The 21,567-nt window shown below is 55.7% G+C and carries 20 protein-coding genes and 4 tRNA genes; 8 read left to right on the top strand and 16 right to left on the bottom strand.

The window, feature by feature from the left end:
* Positions 1-26: 26 nt before the first annotated feature.
* The 3 genes from ACTHSL_RS02625 to ACTHSL_RS02615 all read right to left on the bottom strand — a co-directional run bounded on the left by ACTHSL_RS02625 (position 27) and on the right by ACTHSL_RS02615 (position 2,714).
* Positions 27-1,148: an NADH-dependent flavin oxidoreductase gene (locus ACTHSL_RS02625; protein ID WP_440380231.1), complete on the bottom strand. Its 1,122-nt coding sequence runs from the start codon at positions 1,146-1,148 to the stop codon at positions 27-29.
* A gap of 54 nt (positions 1,149-1,202) precedes the next feature.
* Complete coding sequence (locus ACTHSL_RS02620) at positions 1,203-1,541, bottom strand: RNA polymerase subunit sigma (RefSeq protein WP_440380230.1); 339 nt, start codon at positions 1,539-1,541, stop codon at positions 1,203-1,205.
* A gap of 96 nt (positions 1,542-1,637) precedes the next feature.
* Positions 1,638-2,714, bottom strand: coding sequence for an HlyD family secretion protein (locus tag ACTHSL_RS02615; RefSeq protein WP_440380263.1), 1,077 nt, complete (start codon positions 2,712-2,714; stop codon positions 1,638-1,640).
* Positions 2,715-2,958: 244 nt separating this feature from the next.
* Between ACTHSL_RS02615 and ACTHSL_RS02610 the strand changes: the two genes are divergently transcribed.
* Positions 2,959-5,670 (top strand): FG-GAP-like repeat-containing protein, encoded by a 2,712-nt coding sequence (locus ACTHSL_RS02610; protein ID WP_440380229.1) that lies wholly within the window; start codon positions 2,959-2,961, stop codon positions 5,668-5,670.
* Between the two features lie 53 nt (positions 5,671-5,723).
* Here ACTHSL_RS02610 and ACTHSL_RS02605 read toward each other — a convergent pair whose 3' ends face one another.
* Complete coding sequence (locus ACTHSL_RS02605) at positions 5,724-6,677, bottom strand: helix-turn-helix transcriptional regulator (protein ID WP_440380228.1); 954 nt, start codon at positions 6,675-6,677, stop codon at positions 5,724-5,726.
* A gap of 236 nt (positions 6,678-6,913) precedes the next feature.
* On the opposite strand from ACTHSL_RS02605, the gene ACTHSL_RS02600 reads away from it, so the two are divergent.
* The 4 genes from ACTHSL_RS02600 to ACTHSL_RS02585 all read left to right on the top strand — a co-directional run bounded on the left by ACTHSL_RS02600 (position 6,914) and on the right by ACTHSL_RS02585 (position 11,938).
* Entirely contained in the window at positions 6,914-7,885 is a 972-nt protein-coding gene (locus ACTHSL_RS02600) for a siderophore ABC transporter substrate-binding protein (protein ID WP_440380227.1), read from the top strand.
* A 500-nt stretch (positions 7,886-8,385) separates the two neighbouring features.
* On the top strand, positions 8,386-8,709 hold the full coding sequence (locus ACTHSL_RS02595; protein ID WP_009425946.1) for a cupin domain-containing protein: 324 nt from the start codon (positions 8,386-8,388) through the stop codon (positions 8,707-8,709).
* A gap of 109 nt (positions 8,710-8,818) precedes the next feature.
* The gene (tdfF, locus tag ACTHSL_RS02590; RefSeq protein ID WP_440380226.1) at positions 8,819-10,999 is read left to right on the top strand and encodes a TonB-dependent iron piracy receptor TdfF; all 2,181 of its coding nucleotides are present in this window, start codon (positions 8,819-8,821) and stop codon (positions 10,997-10,999) included.
* 588 nt (positions 11,000-11,587) lie between these two features.
* On the top strand, positions 11,588-11,938 hold the full coding sequence (locus tag ACTHSL_RS02585; RefSeq protein ID WP_440380225.1) for a cupin domain-containing protein: 351 nt from the start codon (positions 11,588-11,590) through the stop codon (positions 11,936-11,938).
* A gap of 159 nt (positions 11,939-12,097) precedes the next feature.
* On the opposite strand, the gene ACTHSL_RS02580 is transcribed toward ACTHSL_RS02585, so the two are convergent.
* Positions 12,098-13,864, bottom strand: coding sequence for a Na/Pi cotransporter family protein (locus tag ACTHSL_RS02580; protein ID WP_440380224.1), 1,767 nt, complete (start codon positions 13,862-13,864; stop codon positions 12,098-12,100).
* A gap of 293 nt (positions 13,865-14,157) precedes the next feature.
* On the opposite strand from ACTHSL_RS02580, the gene ACTHSL_RS02575 reads away from it, so the two are divergent.
* Positions 14,158-14,613, top strand: coding sequence for a four-helix bundle copper-binding protein (locus tag ACTHSL_RS02575; RefSeq protein ID WP_440380223.1), 456 nt, complete (start codon positions 14,158-14,160; stop codon positions 14,611-14,613).
* A gap of 478 nt (positions 14,614-15,091) precedes the next feature.
* Here ACTHSL_RS02575 and ACTHSL_RS02570 read toward each other — a convergent pair.
* The 9 genes from ACTHSL_RS02570 to ACTHSL_RS02530 form a co-directional block, all read right to left on the bottom strand.
* Positions 15,092-15,181: transfer RNA gene (locus ACTHSL_RS02570), tRNA-Ser, on the bottom strand.
* A 24-nt stretch (positions 15,182-15,205) separates the two neighbouring features.
* Positions 15,206-15,296: transfer RNA gene (locus tag ACTHSL_RS02565), tRNA-Ser, on the bottom strand.
* A gap of 40 nt (positions 15,297-15,336) precedes the next feature.
* A tRNA-Ser gene (locus ACTHSL_RS02560) sits at positions 15,337-15,427 on the bottom strand.
* Between the two features lie 60 nt (positions 15,428-15,487).
* The gene (gene yaaA, locus ACTHSL_RS02555; RefSeq protein WP_440380222.1) at positions 15,488-16,264 is read right to left on the bottom strand and encodes a peroxide stress protein YaaA; all 777 of its coding nucleotides are present in this window, start codon (positions 16,262-16,264) and stop codon (positions 15,488-15,490) included.
* 62 nt (positions 16,265-16,326) lie between these two features.
* Positions 16,327-16,893, bottom strand: coding sequence for a dCTP deaminase (dcd, locus tag ACTHSL_RS02550; protein ID WP_004565761.1), 567 nt, complete (start codon positions 16,891-16,893; stop codon positions 16,327-16,329).
* A 77-nt stretch (positions 16,894-16,970) separates the two neighbouring features.
* The gene (locus ACTHSL_RS02545) at positions 16,971-17,387 is read right to left on the bottom strand and encodes a hypothetical protein (protein ID WP_440380221.1); all 417 of its coding nucleotides are present in this window, start codon (positions 17,385-17,387) and stop codon (positions 16,971-16,973) included.
* Entirely contained in the window at positions 17,384-18,199 is an 816-nt protein-coding gene (locus ACTHSL_RS02540; RefSeq protein WP_440380220.1) for an ADP-ribosylglycohydrolase family protein, read from the bottom strand. The genes ACTHSL_RS02545 and ACTHSL_RS02540 overlap by 4 nt, the downstream gene beginning before the upstream one ends.
* A 41-nt stretch (positions 18,200-18,240) precedes the next feature.
* Positions 18,241-18,609: a hypothetical protein gene (locus tag ACTHSL_RS02535; RefSeq protein ID WP_074894073.1), complete on the bottom strand. Its 369-nt coding sequence runs from the start codon at positions 18,607-18,609 to the stop codon at positions 18,241-18,243.
* Positions 18,610-18,629: 20 nt separating this feature from the next.
* A complete protein-coding gene (locus tag ACTHSL_RS02530; protein ID WP_440380219.1) occupies positions 18,630-19,529 on the bottom strand; it encodes a recombination-associated protein RdgC in 900 nt (299 codons plus the stop codon).
* A gap of 124 nt (positions 19,530-19,653) precedes the next feature.
* Between ACTHSL_RS02530 and ACTHSL_RS02525 the strand changes: the two genes are divergently transcribed.
* A tRNA-Glu gene (locus tag ACTHSL_RS02525) sits at positions 19,654-19,729 on the top strand.
* 216 nt (positions 19,730-19,945) lie between these two features.
* The gene (locus ACTHSL_RS02520; protein WP_440380218.1) at positions 19,946-20,956 is read left to right on the top strand and encodes a site-specific integrase; all 1,011 of its coding nucleotides are present in this window, start codon (positions 19,946-19,948) and stop codon (positions 20,954-20,956) included.
* 25 nt (positions 20,957-20,981) lie between these two features.
* Here the strand turns inward: ACTHSL_RS02520 and ACTHSL_RS02515 are convergent, their stop codons facing one another.
* A complete protein-coding gene (locus ACTHSL_RS02515; protein WP_440380217.1) occupies positions 20,982-21,269 on the bottom strand; it encodes a helix-turn-helix transcriptional regulator in 288 nt (95 codons plus the stop codon).
* 41 nt (positions 21,270-21,310) lie between these two features.
* The gene (locus ACTHSL_RS02510) at positions 21,311-21,526 is read right to left on the bottom strand and encodes a hypothetical protein (protein ID WP_440380216.1); all 216 of its coding nucleotides are present in this window, start codon (positions 21,524-21,526) and stop codon (positions 21,311-21,313) included.
* Between the last annotated feature and the right edge of the window lie 41 nt (positions 21,527-21,567).

The raw sequence follows: 21,567 nt of genomic DNA, 5'->3' as shown, positions 1-21,567 counted from the left end.
AGGTTTTAAAAGGCCGTCTGAAACGCTCAAATATCCACAATCTGATGTTCCATCCCTTTCACCGGCGGCAGCCACGGCGAGTTGGTGAGGCAACGTTGCCACAGCGGATCGGGCAGGCGGTAGTGGTCGGCACGGTCGGGATCGAGTGCGGTTTGGATGTCGGCATCGCGGTTTTCGCGCACTAAGTCGGCCAAATCGGGGTTAATCATCACGGTTTTGCCCAGCGCGATAAACTCCACCCAGCCGGTGTCAAACGCTTTGGCGATGTCGCTGCCGGTGTAGAGGTTGCCCACGCCGATTAAGGGCAGGCGGCCGGCGATGCGTTCGTGCAGCAGTTCCATGCGGGTGCGGTTGGTATCTGCGCCGCGTCGGGCGTGTTTGTAGAAATCCCACAGCGAAACATGCAGATATTGCAGCGGTTTTTGCACCAGTTCGTCTATCAGCACGAAGGTGTCGGCCATGGTGATGCCGGTTTCGCCGGACTCTTCGGGCGAGAAGCGATAGCCGAGGATGAAATCGGGTTTGGCATGTGCTTTCACGGCAGCGGCGACGGCATCGACCACGGCCAGCGGGAAGCGCAGGCGGTTTTGCAGGCTGCCGCCCCATTCGTCGGTGCGGCGGTTGGTTTGGGCGGACACGAATTGTTGCAGCAGGTAGGCGTTTGCACCATGGATTTCCACGCCGTCAAACCCGGCCTGCACCGCGAGGGTGGCCGCATTGGCATAGGCGGCGATGAGCTGTTCGATTTCGGCGGCGGTCAGTTCGCGCGCACCCGTGGCTTCATCGGCGGACGGGGCGACGATGTCGGCGGAAAGCTCTTTGGGGGCGAATTTGCCGCCGTGGTGGATTTGCAGGATGGCTTTTGCGCCTTGCGCTTGGGCGATTTGGGCAACTTCGCGTAGGCTGGGCAGGTCGTCTTCGCTTATGGCGTACGGCTGGCCTTCAAAGGTTTTGCCGTTGGCCTGCACCAGCGTGGCGGCGGTGATAAACAGGCCGAAGCCGCGGAAGCGATTTTGCAGAAACGTGCGCTCTTGGTTGGTGATGTGGCCGTTTTCGTCCGAAGCGAAGTGCGTCATGGGAGCGACGGCGAGGCGGTTGGGAACGGTGGCACCGTTGTTGAAAGTGTAGGGCTGGAAGACGGGGTTCATTTTGTTTCCTTTCTTATGGAACGTGTTGATGCTTTTTTGATGGTGCGCGTAGAATCACGGTTTGCCGGCATTGGAAAAAATATTTGCTAAGGTTTTCCCAAATGAATTGATGTCGATATGTGAAGCAATATCGATGTCGATATGCTTTTCAATTTTCAGAGCTTCCTGAATATCGGCCCCGAAATCGAAGGATAAAATCCGATTGTTTAACGTATAGGTAACATTATTGCTTTCAATCGAAAAAGTCTGTTCGTTAAACTCAAGGTATATTTCATCATCTTCATCAGGATTGAACGTGAGGGTGAAATAACGAAAATTCCCCAAATCAAAATAAACATACGACAAGCCTTCATCGTCAGACTCATCAAACAATATCTTTTCCGGTTTCCACATGGTTGATTTCAATAAGATTGGCAAGGCTTTAAGCCTGTATTCGGGCTTGCGGTATTTTTCAGACGGCCTCCAAAGGGTATGGAGGCCGTCTGAAAGCTATTGCGGCAGTTTCACCGCCAATGCGGCAGGCCATTGCGCTGCGGCATCGGTTTTCACAAAACCGTTGCCCGTCATACCGCCTTTGAGCAGGCGGTCGTATTTTTGCGCCGTTTCGCGCGGTACTTGCAGTTTTACCTTAAACATCAGCTTGGCGCGTTCGTCGGTGGTTTCCACCGCTTTGGGCGTGAATTGCGCTTCTGTGGCGATGAATTTGATTTTCGCCGGGAAAACCGCATCGATACCGTCGAGTTTGATGCGCGCTTCGTCGTTTACTTTCAGACGGCTGATGCTGTCGGTAGGCAGGAAGATGTTCATGGAGACATCGGCCGGATCGAGCAGGCTGGCCACTTTCGAGCCGGAGGCCACTACATTGCCGACTTCGGCGATGGTGTATTCCACCCGCCCGTCTATCGGCGCGCGGATGTTCATGTCGTCGTTGGCGGATGAAGCCGATTTGACGGCCGCTTCCGCCTGTCCTACGCCTGCACGCGCTTCGGCCGCTGCGGCACGGCTTTGCGCCACGGTGGCCTGCGCTTCCGCACGGGCGGCTTCGGCAGCCTTCACGGCGGCAGTCGCGCGTTCGTAATCGGCCCGGCGGCGGGCGGTTTCGGATTCCGATACCAGTTGCTCCGACAGCAGGTTGCGGGCATTGTCCCATTCCATTTTCGCCACGTGCTGCTGCTGCCGTGCGGCTTCGATGTTGGCTTCGGCGCGGGCGACGGTACGGCGTGTTTGCTCTTCCGCCGCTTTGGCCCGCTGCACGCTTTCACGCTGCCTGTCGGCGGCGGCTCGCGCTTCTGCCACGCGGCTGCTGCTGGTGTCGGATGAGAGTTCGGCCAGTATGTCGCCCGATTTCACATCCGCCCCTTCTTCCACATACACTTTTTTTACCCGACCGGGATACAGAGTGGCCACGTCGATGCGGTTCAGCTCCAGCCTGCCGTTGGACTGCGCGACAAATGCGGGCAGGGCGGCGGCCTGTTGCTGTCTGTAATAGAAATAACCGCCTGCCGCAACGGAGACAATCAACGCGGCGGCAAGGATTTTCTGTTTGGAAACGGCTTTTTTCGTCATGGTTTTCGCAATCATGTAATCATGTTATCGAACGGATGCCGGATAATGTTATACCCCCGCCGGGAGAGTTTGACAAGGATGTGCCGCAGGCGGGCATAGATACGGCAAACGGTTGAGGCCGTCTGAAAACATATCGGGCAGGAAAATCGGGCGGTAATGTTTTCAGACGGCCTTTTGTTTGGAAATGGTCCGCCGAGTATGTTGCTGGGCTATAATCCGCTTCTTTTGACTGCCTCCGTTTGCCATGATTGCTTTCGACCGCCTTCCCGCCAAAAACGACCCCCGTTTGCCCGTGTTGCTGCTTCAGGCCACTTTCGTTACCTGCGGCATTACGTTTTGGGGTTTCAACCGGAGTCCGGCCCAGGTCGGTCTGATTCTGCTGATTTGCGTTACGTTGGACTGCCTGCTGCATTATTTGTTACGGCGCAAAACCCTGCTTGTCCCGATTAGCGGCCTGATTACCGGCCTCGGCCTGTCGGTGCTGACCAATTTTTCCCACGGCCTGTGGCTGGCCGCCATACCGCCGTTTTTCGCCACCGCGTCCAAATACGTTTTCACGGTAAACGGCCGCCATATTTACAACCCGGGCCTGTTCGGCGTGATTGCCGCCCTGGTGTTGAGCGACGGCATGATTACGCCCGCGCCCGCCTATCAGTGGGGCGGGGCGGGCATCACGGCCTTTTTTATCGCCACCGCCGCGCTGATGCTGTTTGCCCTCAATATCCGCCGCAGCGTGTTGATCAGCTGCTTTTTGCTGTTTTACGCGCTGCAACTGTCGCTGCGCGCCTGGCTGCTCCGCCACCATATTCCGCCGCAAACGCTCTTTATGGGTGCATTTTCCTCGCCGGCGTTTTACCTGTTTACCTTCTTTATGATTACCGACCCGCCCACCTCTGCCGAATCGCGGAAAGGGCAGGTGTTTATGGCGTTTTTCATCGTTTTCGTTGATTTGCTGCTGCATAAATTTCAAAGTTTCTCCACCCTTTTCTATTCCGCCTTTGCCTACATGACGCTGCGCGGTTTGTGGCTGCTCTGGCAAAACCGCAGCCAATACCGCAATCCGCTGCCTGCGCTGAAGCAGTTTGCCAAAGCCTTGCTGCTGACCGGCCTGATTGGCGGCACCGGTTGGGGTGCATACCGCCTCACCCATGCCTTCAGTGCGGACGAAGTAACTTTCCGCTTCAGCGAAATCCCTTCTTCGCAAAGCGGCATCGGCGGCACGAAAGGTGACATTTGGGAGCGTACCGACCCGCGTATGCAGCATGTGGCTAAATGGCTGTTGTCGGTGGGTGATGCCGCCGCCGTCGCCGATGCGGACAACGACGGCCTGCCCGACGTTTTCCTGACCCAGCCGCTCAAAAGCGAACAGGACCGCGCCCAGTTGTTCCTGAACAAAGGAAACTTCCGTTTCGAACGCTTCCCGCTGCCGCAACTGGACGACCACCGCAAACATCCCGAAACCCACGGCCTGATTGCCTCGGCCACCTGGTTCGACATGGACAACGACGGCGACCAAGACCTGCTGCTCGGCATGGGCTTCGGCAAAGGCCGTCTGCTGCGTAACGATTTGAAGGAAACCGGCACGCTCGGCTTTACCGAAGTCGGCAGCGGCAACGCCGTGGACGACTATCAAATCAGCGTTGCCACCAATGTTTTGGATTACGACAACGACGGCCGCCTCGACATCATCATCGGCAACGTCATGCAGCGTTATCTGCCCGGCTACGACCGCACCGTTCCCTACAACATCTTCAAACTGCCGCAACCCGAATACCAGGGCGACAGGAGGATGTTCAACGTCATGCACCGCAGTTGGCACGACGCAAACAATGCCGACGAAAACCTGCTGCTGCGCAACTTGGGCGGCGGCCGCTTCGCGAAAATCCCCAACAGCGAAAACGGCTTTAGCGGCAAACGCTGGACAATGGCGGTCGCTACGGGCGACTTGAACGACGACGGCTTTGCCGACCTTTACATCGCCAACGATTTCGGCCCCGACGAACTGTACATCAACGAGCAGGGCAAACGCTTCCTGCCCGTTAAAGGCAGCTTTGCCGGCTCCGTCGGCCGCGACACCTACAAAGGCATGAACGCCACTTTCGGCGATTTGGACGACAACGGCCGCCCCGACATTCACGTTTCCAACGTGCATGAAAAATTACAGGCCGAAGGCAGCCTGCTGTGGATGAACTACAGCAAGAGCGGCCAAACCGATGCCGACATGTTCAAAGACGAAGCCGCCCGCCGCAACGCCCTCAACGAACGGCGGTTCGGTTGGGGTGCGGCTTTCGGCGACCTCGACCGCGACGGCCGCCTCGACATCGTGCAGGCCAACGGCATGGCCGACGATGCCTACGACAAAAAAGAGGCCGTCTGCCCCGATTATTGGTATTGGAACGCCCAAATCGCCCTAACCAACCCTGACGTGCACGGCTATGCCGACCGCTGGGCGGACATGCGCGGCCGCTGCGTTTTCGGTTTTGAAGCCAACCGCGTTTATTTGAACAAAGGCAGCTATTTCGTCGATGTTGCCGAACAGGCCGGCTGGAACAAAAAAGGTACGTCGCGCGGCATGATACTGGCCGACTTCGACAACGACGGCGACCTTGACAGCCTCGTAACCCACATGACCGCCGCGCCCTCGCTTTACCGCAACGACAGCCGGCCCGCAGGCTGGGTGGGCGTGGAACTGGTCGGTAACGGCCAAACCTGCAACCGCGACGCGCTGGGCAGTAAAGTCGTCCTTGCCGCAGGGGACAGCCCGACCGGTGCCGCGCAACACCGCGAAGTTTATGCCAACAACGGCCTGGCCGCCCAAAGCGACCGCCGCATCCTCTTCGGCTTGGGCGGCAAAGGCAGTGGCAAAGTCAGCCTGTCGGTACGCTGGTGCGGACGCGGGGATGCCGAAACATTCAAATTGAAACCCGGTCAGTATCACCGTATCGAACAGAAATAAAGGGGAGGCCGTCTGAAACTTATTTTTCAGACGGCCTTTTTGTATTTTGCCACTTATATCCGAACAGACTTCTTCACATCCGAAGGCAAAAATCCGTAATGCCGCCTGAACGCTTCGTTGAACCGTCCCGCGTGGCGGTAGCCGCAAAAGTGCATGGCGGCTTGGACGGTGCTGCCGGATTCGATGAGGGCGAGCGCGTGTTCCAGCCGCAGGCGGCGCAGGCGTCCGGCGACGGTTTCGCCGGTTTGCGCTTTGAAATAGCGTTTCAGGTAGCATTCGTTCAGTCCGACGCGGCGGGCGATTTCGGCGATGGTCAGCGGGCGGGCGAATTCGCTGTTCAAAATATCGGCGGCTTCGTCTATGCGCCGGCGGCGGTAGCCGTTGTCGTGGCGGCGGAAGGTGAAGCGCAATAATTGGGCGGAGAGTTTCAGCGCGGCGGCTTCGTCGGCGAGCAGGCCGAAGCCGTCCGATTCGAACGGGCGTTGCAGCAGGGGGCAGGCTGCCGCCGCGTTTTGCGCCAGCCGTTGCAGGGCGAATCGGCCTATCGTTTGCGGCGAAAACAGGCGTTCGTCCAGCAAGCCTTCGTCGTGCCAGCGGCGCAGTTTTTCCAGCGAAAAATCCAAATGCAGCGCGCACATGCCGCCGTTGTCGGGCAGCAGGGTTTCGGATACGTCCGCCAACTCGCCGCGCACCAGCCAGATTTCGCCGGCAGACGGGCGGTATTCCCTGCCGCCCATTTGTAACCGGTTCTGCCCCGACACCATGACGAACAGGGCGCAGTTGTGGCTGAAATTGTGGATTTCGGTGGGAAACGCACCCGTTCCGCCGCCGCGCATCCGCGACAGGGTGATGCCCGAGTCGAAGCGGTTGATGCACATTTCCAGATGCAAACCGGGCTGTTTTGCCTGCGCCATGAGCGCGCTGTCGGAACAGCCGTCCAACGCCCAGCCGGATTTATCGGAGCGGACATAGGTTTGGTACTGGCGGTAGATGGCGGCGGTGTTCATGCTTGGATGGGAATGGGTTGTCTGATAAGTGGATTAAATAGGAATTATTGCTAATAATCAAGCGTAGGGATTGGTTGAAACGGGAAAGGTCGTCTGAAAGCGTGTTTCAGACGACCTTTCCCGTTTCGGGAATTTGTTTTGCCGTATCGGGAATTTTGCGTTCGGCAGCATGGTTTCTGCGAATTATTTATTTAATAATAAACATTCCTATTCGCACAACAAAGGAACCGCACACCGTGAAACCGAGTTTTTGCCTTGCAGCCTGCGCTGTCCTGCTGGCCGCCTGTTCGCCCGAACCTGCCGCCGAAAAAACTGTATCCGCCGCATCCCAAGCCACATCTGCCACCACACTGACCGTGCCGACCGCACGGGGCGATGCCGTTGTGCCGAAGAATCCCGAACGCATCGCCGTGTACGACTGGGCGGCGTTGGATACGCTGACCGAATTGGGCGTGAACGTGGGCGCAACCACCGCGCCGGTGCGCGTGGACTATTTGCAGCCTGCATTTGACAAGGCGGCAACGGTGGGGACGCTGTTCGAACCCGATTACGAAGCCCTGCACCGCTACAATCCGCAGCTTGTCATTACCGGCGGGCCGGGCGCGGAAGCGTATGAACAGTTGGCGAAAAACACGACCACCATAGACCTGACGGTGGACAACGGCAATATCCGCACCAGCGGCGAGAAGCAGATGGAAACCCTGGCGCGGATTTTTGGCAAGGAAGCGCGCGCGGCGGAATTGAAGGCGCAGATTGACGCGCTGTTCGCCCAAACGCGCGAAGCCGCCAAAGATAAAGGGCGCGGACTGGTGCTGTCGGTTACGGGCAACAAGGTGTCCGCCTTCGGCACGCAGTCGCGGTTGGCCAGCTGGATACACGGCGACATCGGCCTGCCGCCCGTGGACGAATCTTTACGCAACGAGGGGCACGGGCAGCCCGTTTCCTTCGAATACATCAAAGAGAAAAACCCCGATTGGATTTTCATCATCGACCGTACCGCCGCCATCGGGCAGGAAGGGCCGGCGGCCGTCGAAGTGCTGGATAACGCGCTGGTACGCGGCACGAACGCTTGGAAGCGCAAGCAAATCATCGTCATGCCTGCCGCGAATTATATCGTTGCGGGCGGCGCGCGGCAGTTGATACAGGCGGCGGAACAGTTGAAGGCGGCGTTTGAAAAGGCCGAACCCGTTTCGGCGGGGAAAGAATAGGGGTCGTCTGAAAACGGAGCTTCCGAAGAAAGCGGAGTTTCTGCGAAGCTAAAACCGAAGCTGCAAAAGAAGCAAAAAGCAGCCTGCACGTTGAAAATACTGCCCAAGCAAACCTTCGGTTTGCCACCCTCTCCCTAGCCCTCTCCCACGGGGCGAGGGGATTGGGTTACAGGCTGCCTTTAAGGTTCAGGCAAATTTCCACTTCGTTGAAGCTCCATTTTCAGACGACCTCGTGGAGTACCATAGGCACACGCATCGAGCGGCTGAATCAACGATTCAGACCGATGGCAAGTCTGCATTCGAGTTTGTGCGGTAAACAGCGAGGCTGCGGCAACCCGTCCCCTCTCCCCGTGGGGGAGGGTTAGGGAGAGGGCAGTAAGCCGCAGGCTTGCATCAAAGCCGATGACACTTCCGTTACAACCCCGCCCACTGAAAGCAGCCTGCAACGAAACCAAAACGACAAACCGCATCAAAAACCACCCAACCCATAGGAGAACCCCATGCAAAACGAAACCATCAACCTGAAACAGCACCTTGCCGCCATCAAAGAATACTGGCAGCCCGAAATCATCAACCGCCACGGATTCCAATTCCGCCTGGTCAAACTTTTGGGCGATTACGGCTGGCATACGCACGGATACAGCGACAAAGTGCTGTTTGCCGTGGAGGGCGACATGGCGGTGGACTTCGCCGACGGCGGCAGCATGACGATACGCGAAGGCGAGATGGCGGTCGTGCCGAAGTCGGTGTCGCACCGCCCGCGTTCGGAAAACGGCTGCTCGGTGGTGCTGATTGAGCTGCCCGACCCGTCCGAGGCCGTCTGAAAACGAAGTTTCCGAAGGAAGTCGAGTTTCTGCGAAGCTAAAAGCAGCCTGCACCTTCAATATGCCGAAAGCTCAACCCCACCGCACACCAACACACAAAGGAAACCCCATGACACGCTTCAAATACTCCCTGCTGTTTGCCGCCCTGCTGCCCGTGTACGCGCAGGCCGATGTTTCTGTTTCAGACGACCCCAAACCGCAGGAAAGTACCGAATTGCCCACCATCACCGTTACCGCCGACCGCACCGCGAGTTCCAACGACGGCTACACCGTTTCCGGCACGCACACCCCGCTCGGGCTGCCCATGACCCTGCGCGAAATCCCGCAGAGCGTCAGCGTCATCACATCGCAACAAATGCGCGACCAAAACATCAAAATGCTCGACCGCGCCCTGTTGCAGGCGACCGGTACCAGCCGCCAGATTTACGGCTCCGACCGCGCGGGCTACAACTACCTGTTCGCGCGCGGCAGCCGCATCGCCAATTACCAAATCAACGGCATCCCCGTTGCCGACGCGCTGGCCGATACGGGCAATGCCAACACCGCCGCCTATGAGCGCGTGGAAGTCGTGCGCGGCGTGGCAGGGCTGCTGGACGGCACGGGCGAGCCTTCCGCCACCGTCAATCTGGTGCGCAAACGCCCGACCCGCAAGCCATTGTTTGAAGTCCGCGCCGAAGCGGGCAACCGCAAACATTTCGGGCTGGGCGCAGACGTATCAGGCAGCCTGAACGCCGAAGGCACGCTGCGCGGCCGCCTGGTTTCCACCTTCGGACGCGGCGACTCGTGGCGGCAGCGCGAACGCAGCCGCGATGCCGAACTCTACGGCATTTTGGAATACGACATCGCACCGCAAACCCGCGTCCACGCAGGCATGGACTACCAGCAGGCGAAAGAAACCGCCGACGCGCCGCTCAGCTACGCCGTGTACGACAGCCAAGGTTATGCCACCGCCTTCGGCCCGAAAGACAACCCCGCCACAAATTGGTCGAACAGCCGCCACCGTACGCTCAACCTGTTCGCCGGCATCGAACACCGCTTCAACCAAGACTGGAAACTCAAAGCCGAATACGACTACACCCGCAGTCGCTTCCGCCAGCCCTACGGCGTAGCAGGCGTGCTTTCCATCGACCACAGCACCGCCGCCACCGACCTGATTCCCGGTTATTGGCACGCCGACCCGCGCACCCACAGCGCCAGCGTATCATTGACCGGCAAATACCGCCTGTTCGGCCGCGAACACGATTTAATCGCGGGTATCAACGGCTACAAATACGCCAGCAACAAATACGGCGAACGCAGCATCATCCCCAACGCCATCCCCAACGCCTACGAATTTTCCCGCACGGGCGCCTACCCGCAGCCATCATCGTTTGCCCAAACCATCCCGCAATACGGCACCAGGCGGCAAATCGGCGGCTATCTCGCCACCCGTTTCCGCGCCGTCGACAAGCTTTCGCTGATTTTGGGCGGACGATACACCCGTTACCGCACCGGCGGCAGCTACGACAGCCACACCGGCGGCACACCAACCATCCGCGCCAACCGTTTCACCCCCTACACAGGCATCGTGTTCGACTTGACCGACAACCTGTCGCTTTACGGCTCGTACAGCAGCCTGTTCGTCCCACAATCGCAAAAAGACGAATACGGCAGCTACCTGAAACCCGTAACCGGCAACAATCTGGAAGCCGGCATCAAAGGCGAATGGCTTGAAGGCCGTCTGAACGCATCCGCCGCCGTGTACCGCGCCCGTAAAAACAACCTCGCCACCGCAGCGGGACGCGACCCGAGCGGCAACACCTACTACCGTGCCGCCAACCAAGCCAAAACCCACGGCTGGGAAATCGAAGTCGGCGGCCGCATCACGCCCGAATGGCAGATACAGGCAGGCTACAGCCAAAGCAAAACCCGCGACCAAGACGGCAGCCGCCTGAACCCCGACAGCGTGCCCGAACGCAGCTTCAAACTCTTCACCGCCTACCACTTCACACCCGAAGCGCCCAGCGGCTTGACCATCGGCGCAGGCGTGCGCTGGCAGAGCGAAACCCACACCGACCCTGCCACGCTCCGCATCCCCAATCCCGCCGCCAAAGCCCGCGCCGCCGCCAACAGCCGCCAAAAAGCCTACGCCGTCGCCGACATCATGGCGCGTTACCGCTTCAACCCGCATGCCGAACTGTCGCTGAACGTGGACAACCTGTTCAACAAACACTACCGCACCCAGCCCGACCGCCACAGCTACGGCGCACTGCGGACAGTGAACGTAGCGTTTACCTATCGGTTTAAATAAGGCCGTCTGAAACGGAGTTTCTGCGAAGTTAAAAGCAGCCTGCACATTGGGAATGCCGTCCAAGCAAACCTGTGGTTTGCCGCCCTCTCCCTGGCCCTCTCCCGCGGGGAGAGGGGATTGGGTTGCAGGCTACCTTTAAGGTTCAGGCAAATTTTCACTTCGTTGAAGCTCCATTTTCAGACGACCTCGTGGAGTACCACAGGCACACGCATCGAGCGGCTGAATCAAAGATTCAGACCGATGGCAGTCCGCACCCAAGTTTATGCGGTAAACAGCAAGGCTACGGCAACCCGTCCCCTCTCCCCGTGGGAGAGGGTTAGGGAGAGGGCAGTAAGCCGCAGGCTTGCATTCGGAACGAAACGAAAACCGCCGCACGGAGTCTAATCAAACCGGTTACGAAAACAAATAACGCAGCCATATTCCGCTTTCAGACGACCCAAACCACCCGAAACATATAGTGGATTAAAATAAGAGACAAGACGGTAATGCCTGCTGTGTACAGCTAGAATACATAAGGGTGTTGACAACGCCGTATCATTGCAATTTTGATCCGCCATAAATTTTGTCTGCAACCAAAGGAAAACCATCATGAAAAACATCAAAACCCAACTTTTCGCCGTTCTCCTCGGCCTCTCTGCCGCAGCCGTGCCTGCCGCCGAAATCGCCCAAAGCACGGGCAAAGTCTTTGAAGGCGAAAACTACACCGTCATCCGTGAAACCCTGCCCAAAGGCAAGGAAATCCCCCGCCACAACCACCCCGGCCACACCCTGCTGGTTACCCAAACCAAAGGCAGCTCGGTATTTTTGTTTGATGGCGGAAAAAGGCAGGAATTGCGGCCGGGCAGCGTCCTGAAGGCGGACGGCAGCGAATACGTCGCCATCAAAATAACCGACGACAGCGAATTTGTGATTGTGCTGGTGAAGGACGAGGCAAAGTAATGATGTAAATAGTTTACTGCCCTTATTTTTGCATATATCGTAAAAGCTGTTTTCAGACGGCCTCAAAACCAAACCGGCATATGGGGATACCTTATGCCGGTTTGGTTTGTGCGGATTGTCCTGCTTTGTGTCAATTCAGGTTTGAACCGCCATGATTGATTAAAGAGGAGCGTCTTCCGCTTTATTTATTTCCCGTCGGGTAAGGATTTCGAGTATGCCCCGGCCGATGCGGCGGGCGTAGTTGATGTCGTTCAGTAGCGAAGAAGTCTGCCAGCCGTTCAATTCGTGGTTGCGCAGTTTTACCATCACGCGCCCCCTGAAGGTTTTCAACGTTTCGGTATGTATCCGCAGTTTTTCCATCAGCCCGGTACGTTCTTCGCCTGCCGCCAAGGCGTCTATGCGGCGGAACAGGCGCAGGGTTTTGAAGACATGGCTGCGTAGGCGCAGATAGTCTTTACCGGCAGGAGAGGCCGCATCCGACAGATATAGCTTCATGTTTTTCTGCAGGTGCTGGCTTTCCTTCACGATTTCGACAATCTGCCAGGCGGCGGCATGATCGCCGGCCAGGCGTTCCTGAAGCCCTTCGACTGCGGTATCGAGCTTGCCGGTGAAATCAAGGATTGCGCTGAACAAGGGCTTGATTTGGCTTTCATACAGTTGCGGCACGTCCAACTCGAGCGGTGGCTGCGGCGGGGGCAGCTCTTTGCCTTCGTCATCCCCTTCGGCATACAGCCGGTCAGTGGGGATAAACAGCGCATGACACATGACTTCGATGCCGATGCTGTCTAAGTGGTGGATTTCCTTGCCTACCGCCATCAGTGCGGTATCGGGCGAAAGCAGCATGTTGGATTGCAGATAGCGCGGTTCCAACGCCGCTTTGTCTTGCAGGAGCAGGTTGGTATCGGTTTTATCGGGCAAACGCCGCCGCAGCCAATCGGCCAGTTTCGCCTGCAATTTCCAGAATACGGCCAATCCCATCAGGTTGAACAGCGTATGGAACAAAGCCAGCTGCAGCAGTTGCCCCATGTCCAGCCATTGGCCGAATTTCATCACCAGATGCGTCAGCGGCCACCAGATAATCAGCGACAGCACGGCGGTTACCGTATTGAACACCACATGCGCCAGAGCCAGCCGCTGGCCGTTGCGGTCCCCGCCCAACATACCCACCAGCGCAGTGGTTGCGCTGCTGCCGACGTTGGAGCCGACGGCAATGGCAAAACCCTGTATCAGGCTGATTTGCCCTCCGGCCAATGCCGCCAAGGTCAGCAGCAGCGTGGCGTGGGAGGATTGCAGTACCACGGTCAGCAAAAAGCCGACGACAAAGAAAATCAGCACTTCGGCCATGCCGCCGATTTGTGTACCGCTGAAATCAATGTCCGCACCGAAGGCCTGAAAACCGGCCTTGATTTCGTCCACACCTAGGAAAATCAGCGCGATGCCGACCAAAACCCGGCCGAAAGCCCGGCTGCGGTCGCTGAAAAAACTCATCAGGATGCCGAATACCAGCATAGGCAGGGCGGCGGGGCTGAGGCTCAGGCTTTGCCCGGCCAAAGCCAGCAGCCAAATCCCGCTGGTCGCGCCCAAATTGGTGCCGAGCAAAATGGCGATACCGCCGGCAAGCTGAATCATGCCGGTGCTTAAAAACGCAATCGTCAGCAGTGAAACCAGCGTGCTTGATTGCAGGATGAAGGTCGCCCCCATCCCGAATAATGCCCCCTTGGCCGGAGTGGCGGTCGATTTTCGCATCCAGCGCTCCAAACGCCCGCCCGCCGCCTCGCGCAAACCGTCCTCGATATTCTGCATCCCGAACAGGAATAACGCCAAGCCGTAACACAGCCTCAGCCACGACGGGCTATAGATGAAGCTGACAACCAACGCCAGCAGCAACGCCGCCAGTAAAAAATATTTCCGAATCAGTTTAACCATATTTCCCTCAAACCATGGCCGATTCAATCGGCTTGAAATCAAGGCTTTTCAGACCGCAGGCAGAAAGGCGCAGATGGTACGTCGAAGTGTGGCGATATTGTAATAAAAGTTTAGTTAATTTGCCGTAACTCAATATTTCCATGATTATTTTAACAAGAAGGCCGTCTGAAAAACCTTATGGACGAAGGTTTCGGACTTGGCGGCAAATAAATCCCCGTGTTAAGATTTTGCACAAGGCTGTTTGTTTCACGCAAAGCCTCTTTTTTATCAATTAAACCATAAGGAAATTAAAAATGAACCGTCGTCAATTTATCGGGGGCACTGCTGCCATTTCATTGGCTGCTGCCACAACATTGGCCAATGCGCACGGCAACCACGACCACAGCAGCCATTCACATGCCGCCAACAGTACCGACAATGCCTACGAAGCCGCCCGTAAGGCTGCAGGCCACTGCGTTGCCGCCGGCCAAGTTTGCCTGACACACTGCATCACGCTGTTGAGCAAAGGCGACACTTCCATGAAAGACTGCGCCGCAGCGGTTAACCAAATGCTCGCCCTTTGCGGTGCAATGCAAAATCTGGCGGCACAAAATTCCCGCCTGGCACCTTCTTTGGCCAAAGTCTGCATCGAAGCCTGCAAACAATGTGCGGCCGCGTGCCAAAAACATGCCGCGCATCATGCCGAATGCAAAGCCTGCTACGAATCTTGCACCGACTGCATCAAAGAGTGCGAGAAAATCGCCGCTTAATTCTTCCGATAAGAACGGGAGGCCGTCTGAAAGCCCGTACAGCGAATACTGTCAGAGCCGCAATATAATGGTGTCCGATAGCATTGTTTGCCGTAGTCCGGCAGCAGAAGGCAGTATGATTTTCAGACGGCCTTTTTATCTTCCAGCAGTCTGAAGGCCGTACAAACCAAACCGCCCTGCAAAACAAGCAGAGCGGTTTTTATCAGCGGTTTGGCAGGAATGGGACATGGGTATAAGGCGGTAAGTTGCCAATGCGAGGGGCAGGTAGTGCAAACCAATTCATTTTATTTCTGCATTTTTAGGTCTCTGTCCGAGTCCCGCGCGGCAAAGTCATAGTGAAAGACAAGTTAATCCGCCATGCGGCTGAAAATGAACGGCAGTTCGGCTTTCAGACGGCCTGATTGTTACAGATGATTTCTTTGGATAAATTCGAACAGGGTAGAAATAAAAAAAGATAAGTCGGATACTTGTCTGATGATGGCGGAAACGGTGGGATTCGAACCCACGGAGGATTTGCACCCTCAGCGGATTTCGAGTCCGCTGCATTCAGCCTCTCTGCCACGTTTCCAGCAGATAAAAATAATTTTAAGATTGGCGGAAGCGGTGAGATTCGAACTCACGGAGGGATATCAACCCCCGACGGTTTTCAAGACCGTTGCATTAAACCACTCTGCCACGCTTCCGTTCTGTCGCGTTTTTGATAGATAAAAAAATTTTCAAGATTGGCGGAAGCGGTGAGATTCGAACTCACGGAGGGCTATCAACCCTCGACGGTTTTCAAGACCGTTGCATTAAACCGCTCTGCCACGCTTCCGTTTCTTGAAAGCGCGCATAATAGCGTAAAACAGGGTGTCTGCCAAGTATTCTTTTCTGTTTATGGGCGGTTGTCTCGCAAGAAAACCCATTCTTTCTCGGTTGAAGCGGCTTCGTTGTAGATATAGCCTTCGTAATCAAACTGTTTTAGTTCTTCTGCACGGCTGATGCGGCGTTCGGCCGCGTAGCGGACCATCAGGCCGCGTGCGCGTTTGGCGTAAAAGCTGATGATTTTGTATTGGCCGTTTTTTCCGTCTTTAAAAACGGGGGTAATGATGTCTGCGTTTAGTTTTTCGGGCTGGACGGCTTTGAAATATTCTTGTGAGGCCAGGTTGATCAGTGTGCCGGCATTGTGCTCTTTCAGGGTGCGGTTGAGCAATTCGGTAATGGTTCCGCCCCAGTATTCGTATAGGTTTTTCCCGCGGCGGTTGGCAAACGGGGTACCCATTTCCAGGCGGTAGGGCTGCATGAGGTCGAGCGGGCGCAGCAGGCCGTAGAGGCCGGACAACAGTCGGACGTGCCGTTGCAGGTAGTCGATGCCGTCTGAATCCAGTGTTTCTGCGGATAAACCTTCGTAAACGTCGCCGTTGAACATGTAAACCGCCTGTTTGGCATTTTCAGGGGTAAACGGTGTGTGCCAGGCGGCATTCCGTTCTGCATTCAATAGGGCGATTTTGTCGGAAACGTGCATCAGTTCGGCCAGTTGGTGCGGGGCGAGCTGGCGCAGTTCGGCCATGAGTTGTTCCGCTTCGGACAACAGGTCGGGCAGGGTATGCCTGCCGATGGGGGCGGGGTCTTTTTCGTTCAGGTTTTTTGCGGGCGATAGGACAAACAGCATGGCTTCGTTTCTTTTACTCGGTTGTTTCAGATTGGAATTTCAGACGGCCTGAGGGCCGGGCATCAGGTTTTCGGCAGGGTAACGCCGGTTTGCCCCATGTATTTGCCGTTGCGGTCTTTGTAGGAAGTTTCGCACACTTCGTCGCTTTCGAAGAAGAGGACTTGCGCCACGCCTTCGCCGGCGTAGATTTTGGCGGGCAGGGGGGTGGTGTTGGAAAACTCGAGGGTAACGTAGCCTTCCCATTCGGGTTCGAACGGGGTGACGTTGACGATGATGCCGCAGCGGGCGTAGGTGGATTTGCCCAAGCAGACGGTCAGGACGTTGCGCGGGATGCGGAAGTATTCGACCGTGCGCGCCAGTGCGAAGGAATTGGGCGGGATGATGCAGCAGTCGTCTTCGACGGTGACGAAGTTTTTTGGGTCGAAGTTTTTGGGATCGACGATGGTGCTGTTGATGTTGGTGAAAATTTTGAATTCGTTGGCGCAGCGGATGTCGTAGCCGTAGCTGGACGTGCCGTAGGAGATGATGCGCTGTCCGTTGGCTTCTTTGATTTGGTTCGGCTCGAAGGGGTCGATCATGCCGAATTCTTCGCTCATGCGGCGTATCCATTTATCGGATTTGATGCTCATGGGTTTGTCCTGAATTTGGGGGTGTTGGCGGGGAGGTTTTCAGACGGCCTCTAAGGGTGAGGCTGTCTGAAAACGGTTTATTTTTTTGTTTTGACCAGTTTGACATCTTTCATGATGCCTTTGTCGAAGGTAACGGTGAAAATCAGTTGGCCGTTTTCCGATACTTTGTGTTTGCCGTTTGCACGGTTGTTTTTAAAGTTGCCTTCCACAGTCATATTTTTGAAGTAGGCACTGTATACGCCGAAAGGTTCGAGGAAGATGTTGCCCTGCGAACCGACGGAGTATTTGCCTTGGCCGTTGAATTTTCCGTCTTTAAACGCTCCGTCGTAGCGGTTGCCGTTGCGGCACGACCAAGTGCCTTTGCCTTCGGGAAGTCCGCTTTTGCCGACTTCGCCCTGATATTGGCAATCTTTGCTGTTATAAGGAGAAAGCGTTTCGGCGGAAACGGCGGCGGAAAATGTGCCTAAAAGGAGGAGCAGGGCGGAATATTTCATATGGGTTCCTTGTTGCGTATGTTTTCAGACGGCCTGATTGAGGATTCGAATGCCAGCAGGGTTTCGGCGATACGGCGCGGCAGAATGGCCAAAGCCCGTTCTCGCATGGCGGCCGGAATGCCGTAACAGGCTTCGGCGATGCTGCCGGTGATGGCGGCGAGGGTATCGCTGTCGCCGCCGAGCGAAACCGCCAACCGGACGGCATGTTCGAAACCGCTGCTTTCAAGAAAGGCGGTTATGGCCTGCGGCACGGTTTCCTGACAGCTTTCGTTAAAGCGGTAGTGCGGACGGATTTGGTCGCAGCTTTGATTGAGGCGGTAACCGAACTGCCGTGTAATGTTTTCCTGAATTTGTGCTTTGCTGATGCCGTTTCTGGCCCAAAATATGGCGGCGGCCACCGCTTGCGCGCCTTTGATGCCTTCGGGGTGGTTGTGGGTCACGGCAGCCGATTGTTCGGCGAAATACAGGGTCTCTTCCAGCGTGCCGAATGCCCAGCCGACGGCAGATACGCGCATCGCCGATCCGTTGCCCCAGCTGTCGTAGGGTTGCGGGTTGTCCGATTGCAGCCATTGAAGGAAACGGCCGCCGTACGCGCCTTTGGGAGCGGGATATGCTGCATACCAATCCCGCAGGATTGAAGCCAAATCTTCCCCGCATCCTTGCAGTACCCAATCGGCAACGGCAGTGGTACAGACGGTGTCGTCGGTAAAATCGCTGTCTGGGTGGAAGAGTTCGAAATCGGTATCGCAGTGGTTGTCGAAGTCGAATTCGAACCGAGAACCCGCAATGTCGCCGATTGCCGCGCCAAGCATGATAATGTCCTTTAATATCCGATCCGTATTTTCAGACGGCCTTAAGTGCTGAAATAGTGGAAGGTAAATTTTGGAAAGCCATCCGGTTCGTATATTCCCTTGATCAGGCCGATCCACTCTTGTCCGTCATACAGGCAGGCTTCTATTCCCACCACCGACTCCGTATGATTTGAGGCGAAAATCTGCAATTTTGCCGCACCACCTTCTTCTTTATCCATTTCTTCCATCGGAAAGAGACGCAGATTGCTTTTGTCTTCTACAAAATCCAACATTTCGTATATTTCTTCCAAAAATTGTCCCGAAATATCGTATTTGCCGTTCAGGATTTGGATGTCTTCCGTCCGATAGGCATTCAAAAAATCAGCAAGAATAAGGTAGATTTCCTTTTTTAAATCATTATCTATGTGCATGTATTGAGGCCGTCTGAAAACTAATCCTGCCAGCCGCCCAGGTGTACGGCTAATTCGTCCACCATGGTAGACAGGGCTTCGGCCATTAGGATTTGCGAGGCAAATGCCAAGCTGGCGGCATCGTCACCGTGGCTTTCCGCTTCCTCTTGCAGAACGTCCAGATACTGGATGCGTTTCAGGGTGAAATCCTGCGTCAGCACGAAGGCCAGCTGTTCGCGCCACACCAGTCCGAGCTGGGTGACGGTTTTGCCGTTTTTCACATGTTGCACCACCTCGTCGGCCGTCAAATCCTGTTTCGATATTTTGACCGTCGGTGCGACATCGCCGCTGCCTTTCAGCTCGCAATCGCTGTCGAGCTCAAAGCCACCGTCGCAAGCACCGTTAAGCAGCCATGAAGTCATCAGCGAAGCCGGAGATTGCTTGGTGTTCGGCAGCGACGCTTCCAAACCGCCCAAAGCCTCGCGCAGCCTGGTTAGCATGTTTTCCGCTTTGGTTGATGAAGCATTATTAACCAGCAGGTAGCCGTGTTTGGTGTCGAAAACCGCCAAACTGCGGCTGCTGCGTGTAAAGGCACGGGGAAGAAGATCGTCGGTAATCTGTTCTTTTAATTCTTGTTTCTCTTTGCGGCCTACATTGCGTGCCTCATTATTCTGAATTTCCGCCACCTTATCGTCCAAGATATCGCGGATGACGCCGGCAGGCAGCACTTTTTCTTCTTTTTTCAGAGCCACCAGCCAAGTATGTTCGGCGGGAAAAACCGGTTCGTGAGAAAAGGAAACCGGTGCGGCAAAGCCCTCGCTGAACCAATCCAAACCGCTGACCGGAACAAATCCGGCTTCGGCCAGTTTGGCAGACAATGTTTCCAAATCAGGCAGTTTGTCTTTATTAAGCGGATAAAGACTGATTTGCTTAAACCACATTTTGCATCCCTTTGCTTCTCAAAGCAGCGCATTATACAGGATGCACAGGCCGTCTGAATATCAGTAGCCCGCGCAAAGCTTGACTTACCATTCAGTTTTCCGTATAGTGCCGCGCTTCGGTTACGCGCCCATCGTCTAGAGGCCTAGGACACTGCCCTTTCACGGCGGCAACCGGGGTTCGAATCCCCGTGGGCGTGCCAGTTTCTATTAGCCTGCAACCTGAAAAAGGTACAGGCTAATATTATTTTATCTTTATAATTCAATCGTATATTTTAATTCTGGGCGATTTATAGCCTGCTCTTGTTTTGCCTCTTCTTTATGCTTTTTGTTTCTGTTTTTCTCTGTTTATGCCTATAATTGCAACGGATTTGCAACGCAATTTGCAACGGCGTTGCAACGGCTCGGAGATAAAAACAATGGCATCTATCCGCAAAAAATCTAACGGCATGTGGCTGGCGCAGGTTCGCCGGGTAGCTCGGGATGGGCTGCCGGCACTAAACCGATCGGCATCGTTCCCGCGCAAGGCGGAAGCGGAGGCTTGGGCGGCTAAAATCGAAAATGAGTGGCGCACACTGCGCTTTGGCGGTGCGCCGAATGTGCCGTTTTCGGAGGTGTTGGAGCGGTATAAAAACGAGGTATCGGTGCACAAGCACGGCTGGCGAAATGAAACCAATATCATCAATCGCGTGCTGCGCACGCCGCTGGCGGAGGTGAGGCTGCCGCATTTGTCGGAGTTGCAGTTCCAAGATTGGGCGGATGAGCGCAAAAAGGAGGTGAGCACGTCCACGTTGCGGCGGGAATGGGTGCTTCTGTCTAATGTTTTGACGGTGGCGTCCAAGCAATGGCGCTGGCTGCCTGAAAACTTTATGCAGCGGCTGGACAAACCCGCAGACGGGCTGGCCCGTACGCAGCGGGTAACGGATGAGGACGCGGCGGCGGTGGCGTTTGCGGGTGGGTATACACCTGATTGTGTGCCAAACGCCCGCACGCAACGGGCGGCGGCAGCGTTTTATTTCGCGCTGGAAACGGCCATGCGGGCAGGGGAGATTGTGATGCTGACGTGGGATTGTGTGTTTTATGATCGCCGCTATGTGTATATCCCGCTTACCAAAAACGGCCATCCGCGCAATGTGCCGTTAAGCAGCAAGGCTGTGGCGATTTTGCGACAGATGGAAACGGTGCGCGAAAATTCTTTTGTGTTTAATATCACCAGCGGCTCGCTGGATGCGCTGTTTCGCAAGCTCAAGCGGCGCAGCTTACTGGAAAACCTGCATTTTCACGATGCGCGGCGTGAGGCGCTGACGCGGCTGGCCAAGATATATTCGCCGATGGAGCTTGCTAAGATTTCAGGGCATCGTGATTTGCGGATTTTGCTCAATACCTACTACGCGCCCACGGTGGAAGATTTGGCGGATAAGCTGGAATAAGGAAAGCGGCCGATTGGCCGCTTGTTTATTGCTGTCTGCATGATTTGATGTATTTCACCACGTCGCCGGCTATCCAGCGGCGGTTTTTTTTGCCGCTGCTGCGCGGGCGTTTTTCGAGGTCAACCGGTGCGGGAAAATCGGGGCGGCAGACAATTTTATTATAAGTGTAGCTGTAAGAGTAATTCATCATTTCGGCGATGTCGGCGGTATCGATCAGGATAGCCGAATCTTCGGTGAGCCCGGCCAGCCTGCCGCGCTGCTGATTATTATGCAGCTCCTGCACCATTGATAGGATGGTTTTAATCTCGTTCATTTTTTACCTCTGGTTCCGCCGCGCGGGTTATTGGATATCAATCATTTTGATTTTCGAAAATGCGTGGCTTCGGGATATTTTTCAAAACCGACTTCAGGCATAAAAGCTTCATCATCCTCAACTTCTACTGCCTCCACGTTCTCGATGATCGTTCCATCGGGTAGTAGTACGTCGCAAATCCACCCGATACACGGTGATTCATCGTTTAGATTTTTCCAATCATTAGACCTCTTGCGAAAATATTCATCCCATCGCATTAATCAGTCCTGCAATCAGATTTACCCTTAACCCGAACCGT

This window comes from Neisseria sp. P0008.S010 (assembly GCF_051962715.1).
GTDB lineage: Bacteria > Pseudomonadota > Gammaproteobacteria > Burkholderiales > Neisseriaceae > Neisseria > Neisseria elongata.
Note: the sequence above shows the minus strand (reverse complement) of the source record. Positions and strands in the feature narration are given on the sequence as shown.

Bases quoted from the DNA above. Each gene is read 5' to 3' on its own strand.
- ACTHSL_RS02520 (WP_440380218.1), top strand. From the start codon at position 19,946: ATGGCATCTATCCGCAAAAAATCTAACGGCATGTGGCTGGCGCAGGTT.
- ACTHSL_RS02540 (WP_440380220.1), bottom strand. From the start codon at position 18,199: ATGCTTGGCGCGGCAATCGGCGACATTGCGGGTTCTCGGTTCGAATTC.
- yaaA (WP_440380222.1), bottom strand. From the start codon at position 16,264: ATGCTGTTTGTCCTATCGCCCGCAAAAAACCTGAACGAAAAAGACCCC.
- ACTHSL_RS02510 (WP_440380216.1), bottom strand. From the start codon at position 21,526: ATGCGATGGGATGAATATTTTCGCAAGAGGTCTAATGATTGGAAAAAT.
- ACTHSL_RS02610 (WP_440380229.1), top strand. From the start codon at position 2,959: ATGATTGCTTTCGACCGCCTTCCCGCCAAAAACGACCCCCGTTTGCCC.
- ACTHSL_RS02605 (WP_440380228.1), bottom strand. From the start codon at position 6,677: ATGAACACCGCCGCCATCTACCGCCAGTACCAAACCTATGTCCGCTCC.
- ACTHSL_RS02580 (WP_440380224.1), bottom strand. From the start codon at position 13,864: ATGGTTAAACTGATTCGGAAATATTTTTTACTGGCGGCGTTGCTGCTG.
- ACTHSL_RS02575 (WP_440380223.1), top strand. From the start codon at position 14,158: ATGAACCGTCGTCAATTTATCGGGGGCACTGCTGCCATTTCATTGGCT.
- tdfF (WP_440380226.1), top strand. From the start codon at position 8,819: ATGACACGCTTCAAATACTCCCTGCTGTTTGCCGCCCTGCTGCCCGTG.
- ACTHSL_RS02545 (WP_440380221.1), bottom strand. From the start codon at position 17,387: ATGAAATATTCCGCCCTGCTCCTCCTTTTAGGCACATTTTCCGCCGCC.
- ACTHSL_RS02620 (WP_440380230.1), bottom strand. From the start codon at position 1,541: ATGTGGAAACCGGAAAAGATATTGTTTGATGAGTCTGACGATGAAGGC.
- ACTHSL_RS02615 (WP_440380263.1), bottom strand. From the start codon at position 2,714: ATGACGAAAAAAGCCGTTTCCAAACAGAAAATCCTTGCCGCCGCGTTG.
- ACTHSL_RS02530 (WP_440380219.1), bottom strand. From the start codon at position 19,529: ATGTGGTTTAAGCAAATCAGTCTTTATCCGCTTAATAAAGACAAACTG.
- ACTHSL_RS02595 (WP_009425946.1), top strand. From the start codon at position 8,386: ATGCAAAACGAAACCATCAACCTGAAACAGCACCTTGCCGCCATCAAA.
- ACTHSL_RS02535 (WP_074894073.1), bottom strand. From the start codon at position 18,609: ATGCACATAGATAATGATTTAAAAAAGGAAATCTACCTTATTCTTGCT.
- ACTHSL_RS02585 (WP_440380225.1), top strand. From the start codon at position 11,588: ATGAAAAACATCAAAACCCAACTTTTCGCCGTTCTCCTCGGCCTCTCT.
- ACTHSL_RS02515 (WP_440380217.1), bottom strand. From the start codon at position 21,269: ATGAACGAGATTAAAACCATCCTATCAATGGTGCAGGAGCTGCATAAT.
- ACTHSL_RS02625 (WP_440380231.1), bottom strand. From the start codon at position 1,148: ATGAACCCCGTCTTCCAGCCCTACACTTTCAACAACGGTGCCACCGTT.
- dcd (WP_004565761.1), bottom strand. From the start codon at position 16,893: ATGAGCATCAAATCCGATAAATGGATACGCCGCATGAGCGAAGAATTC.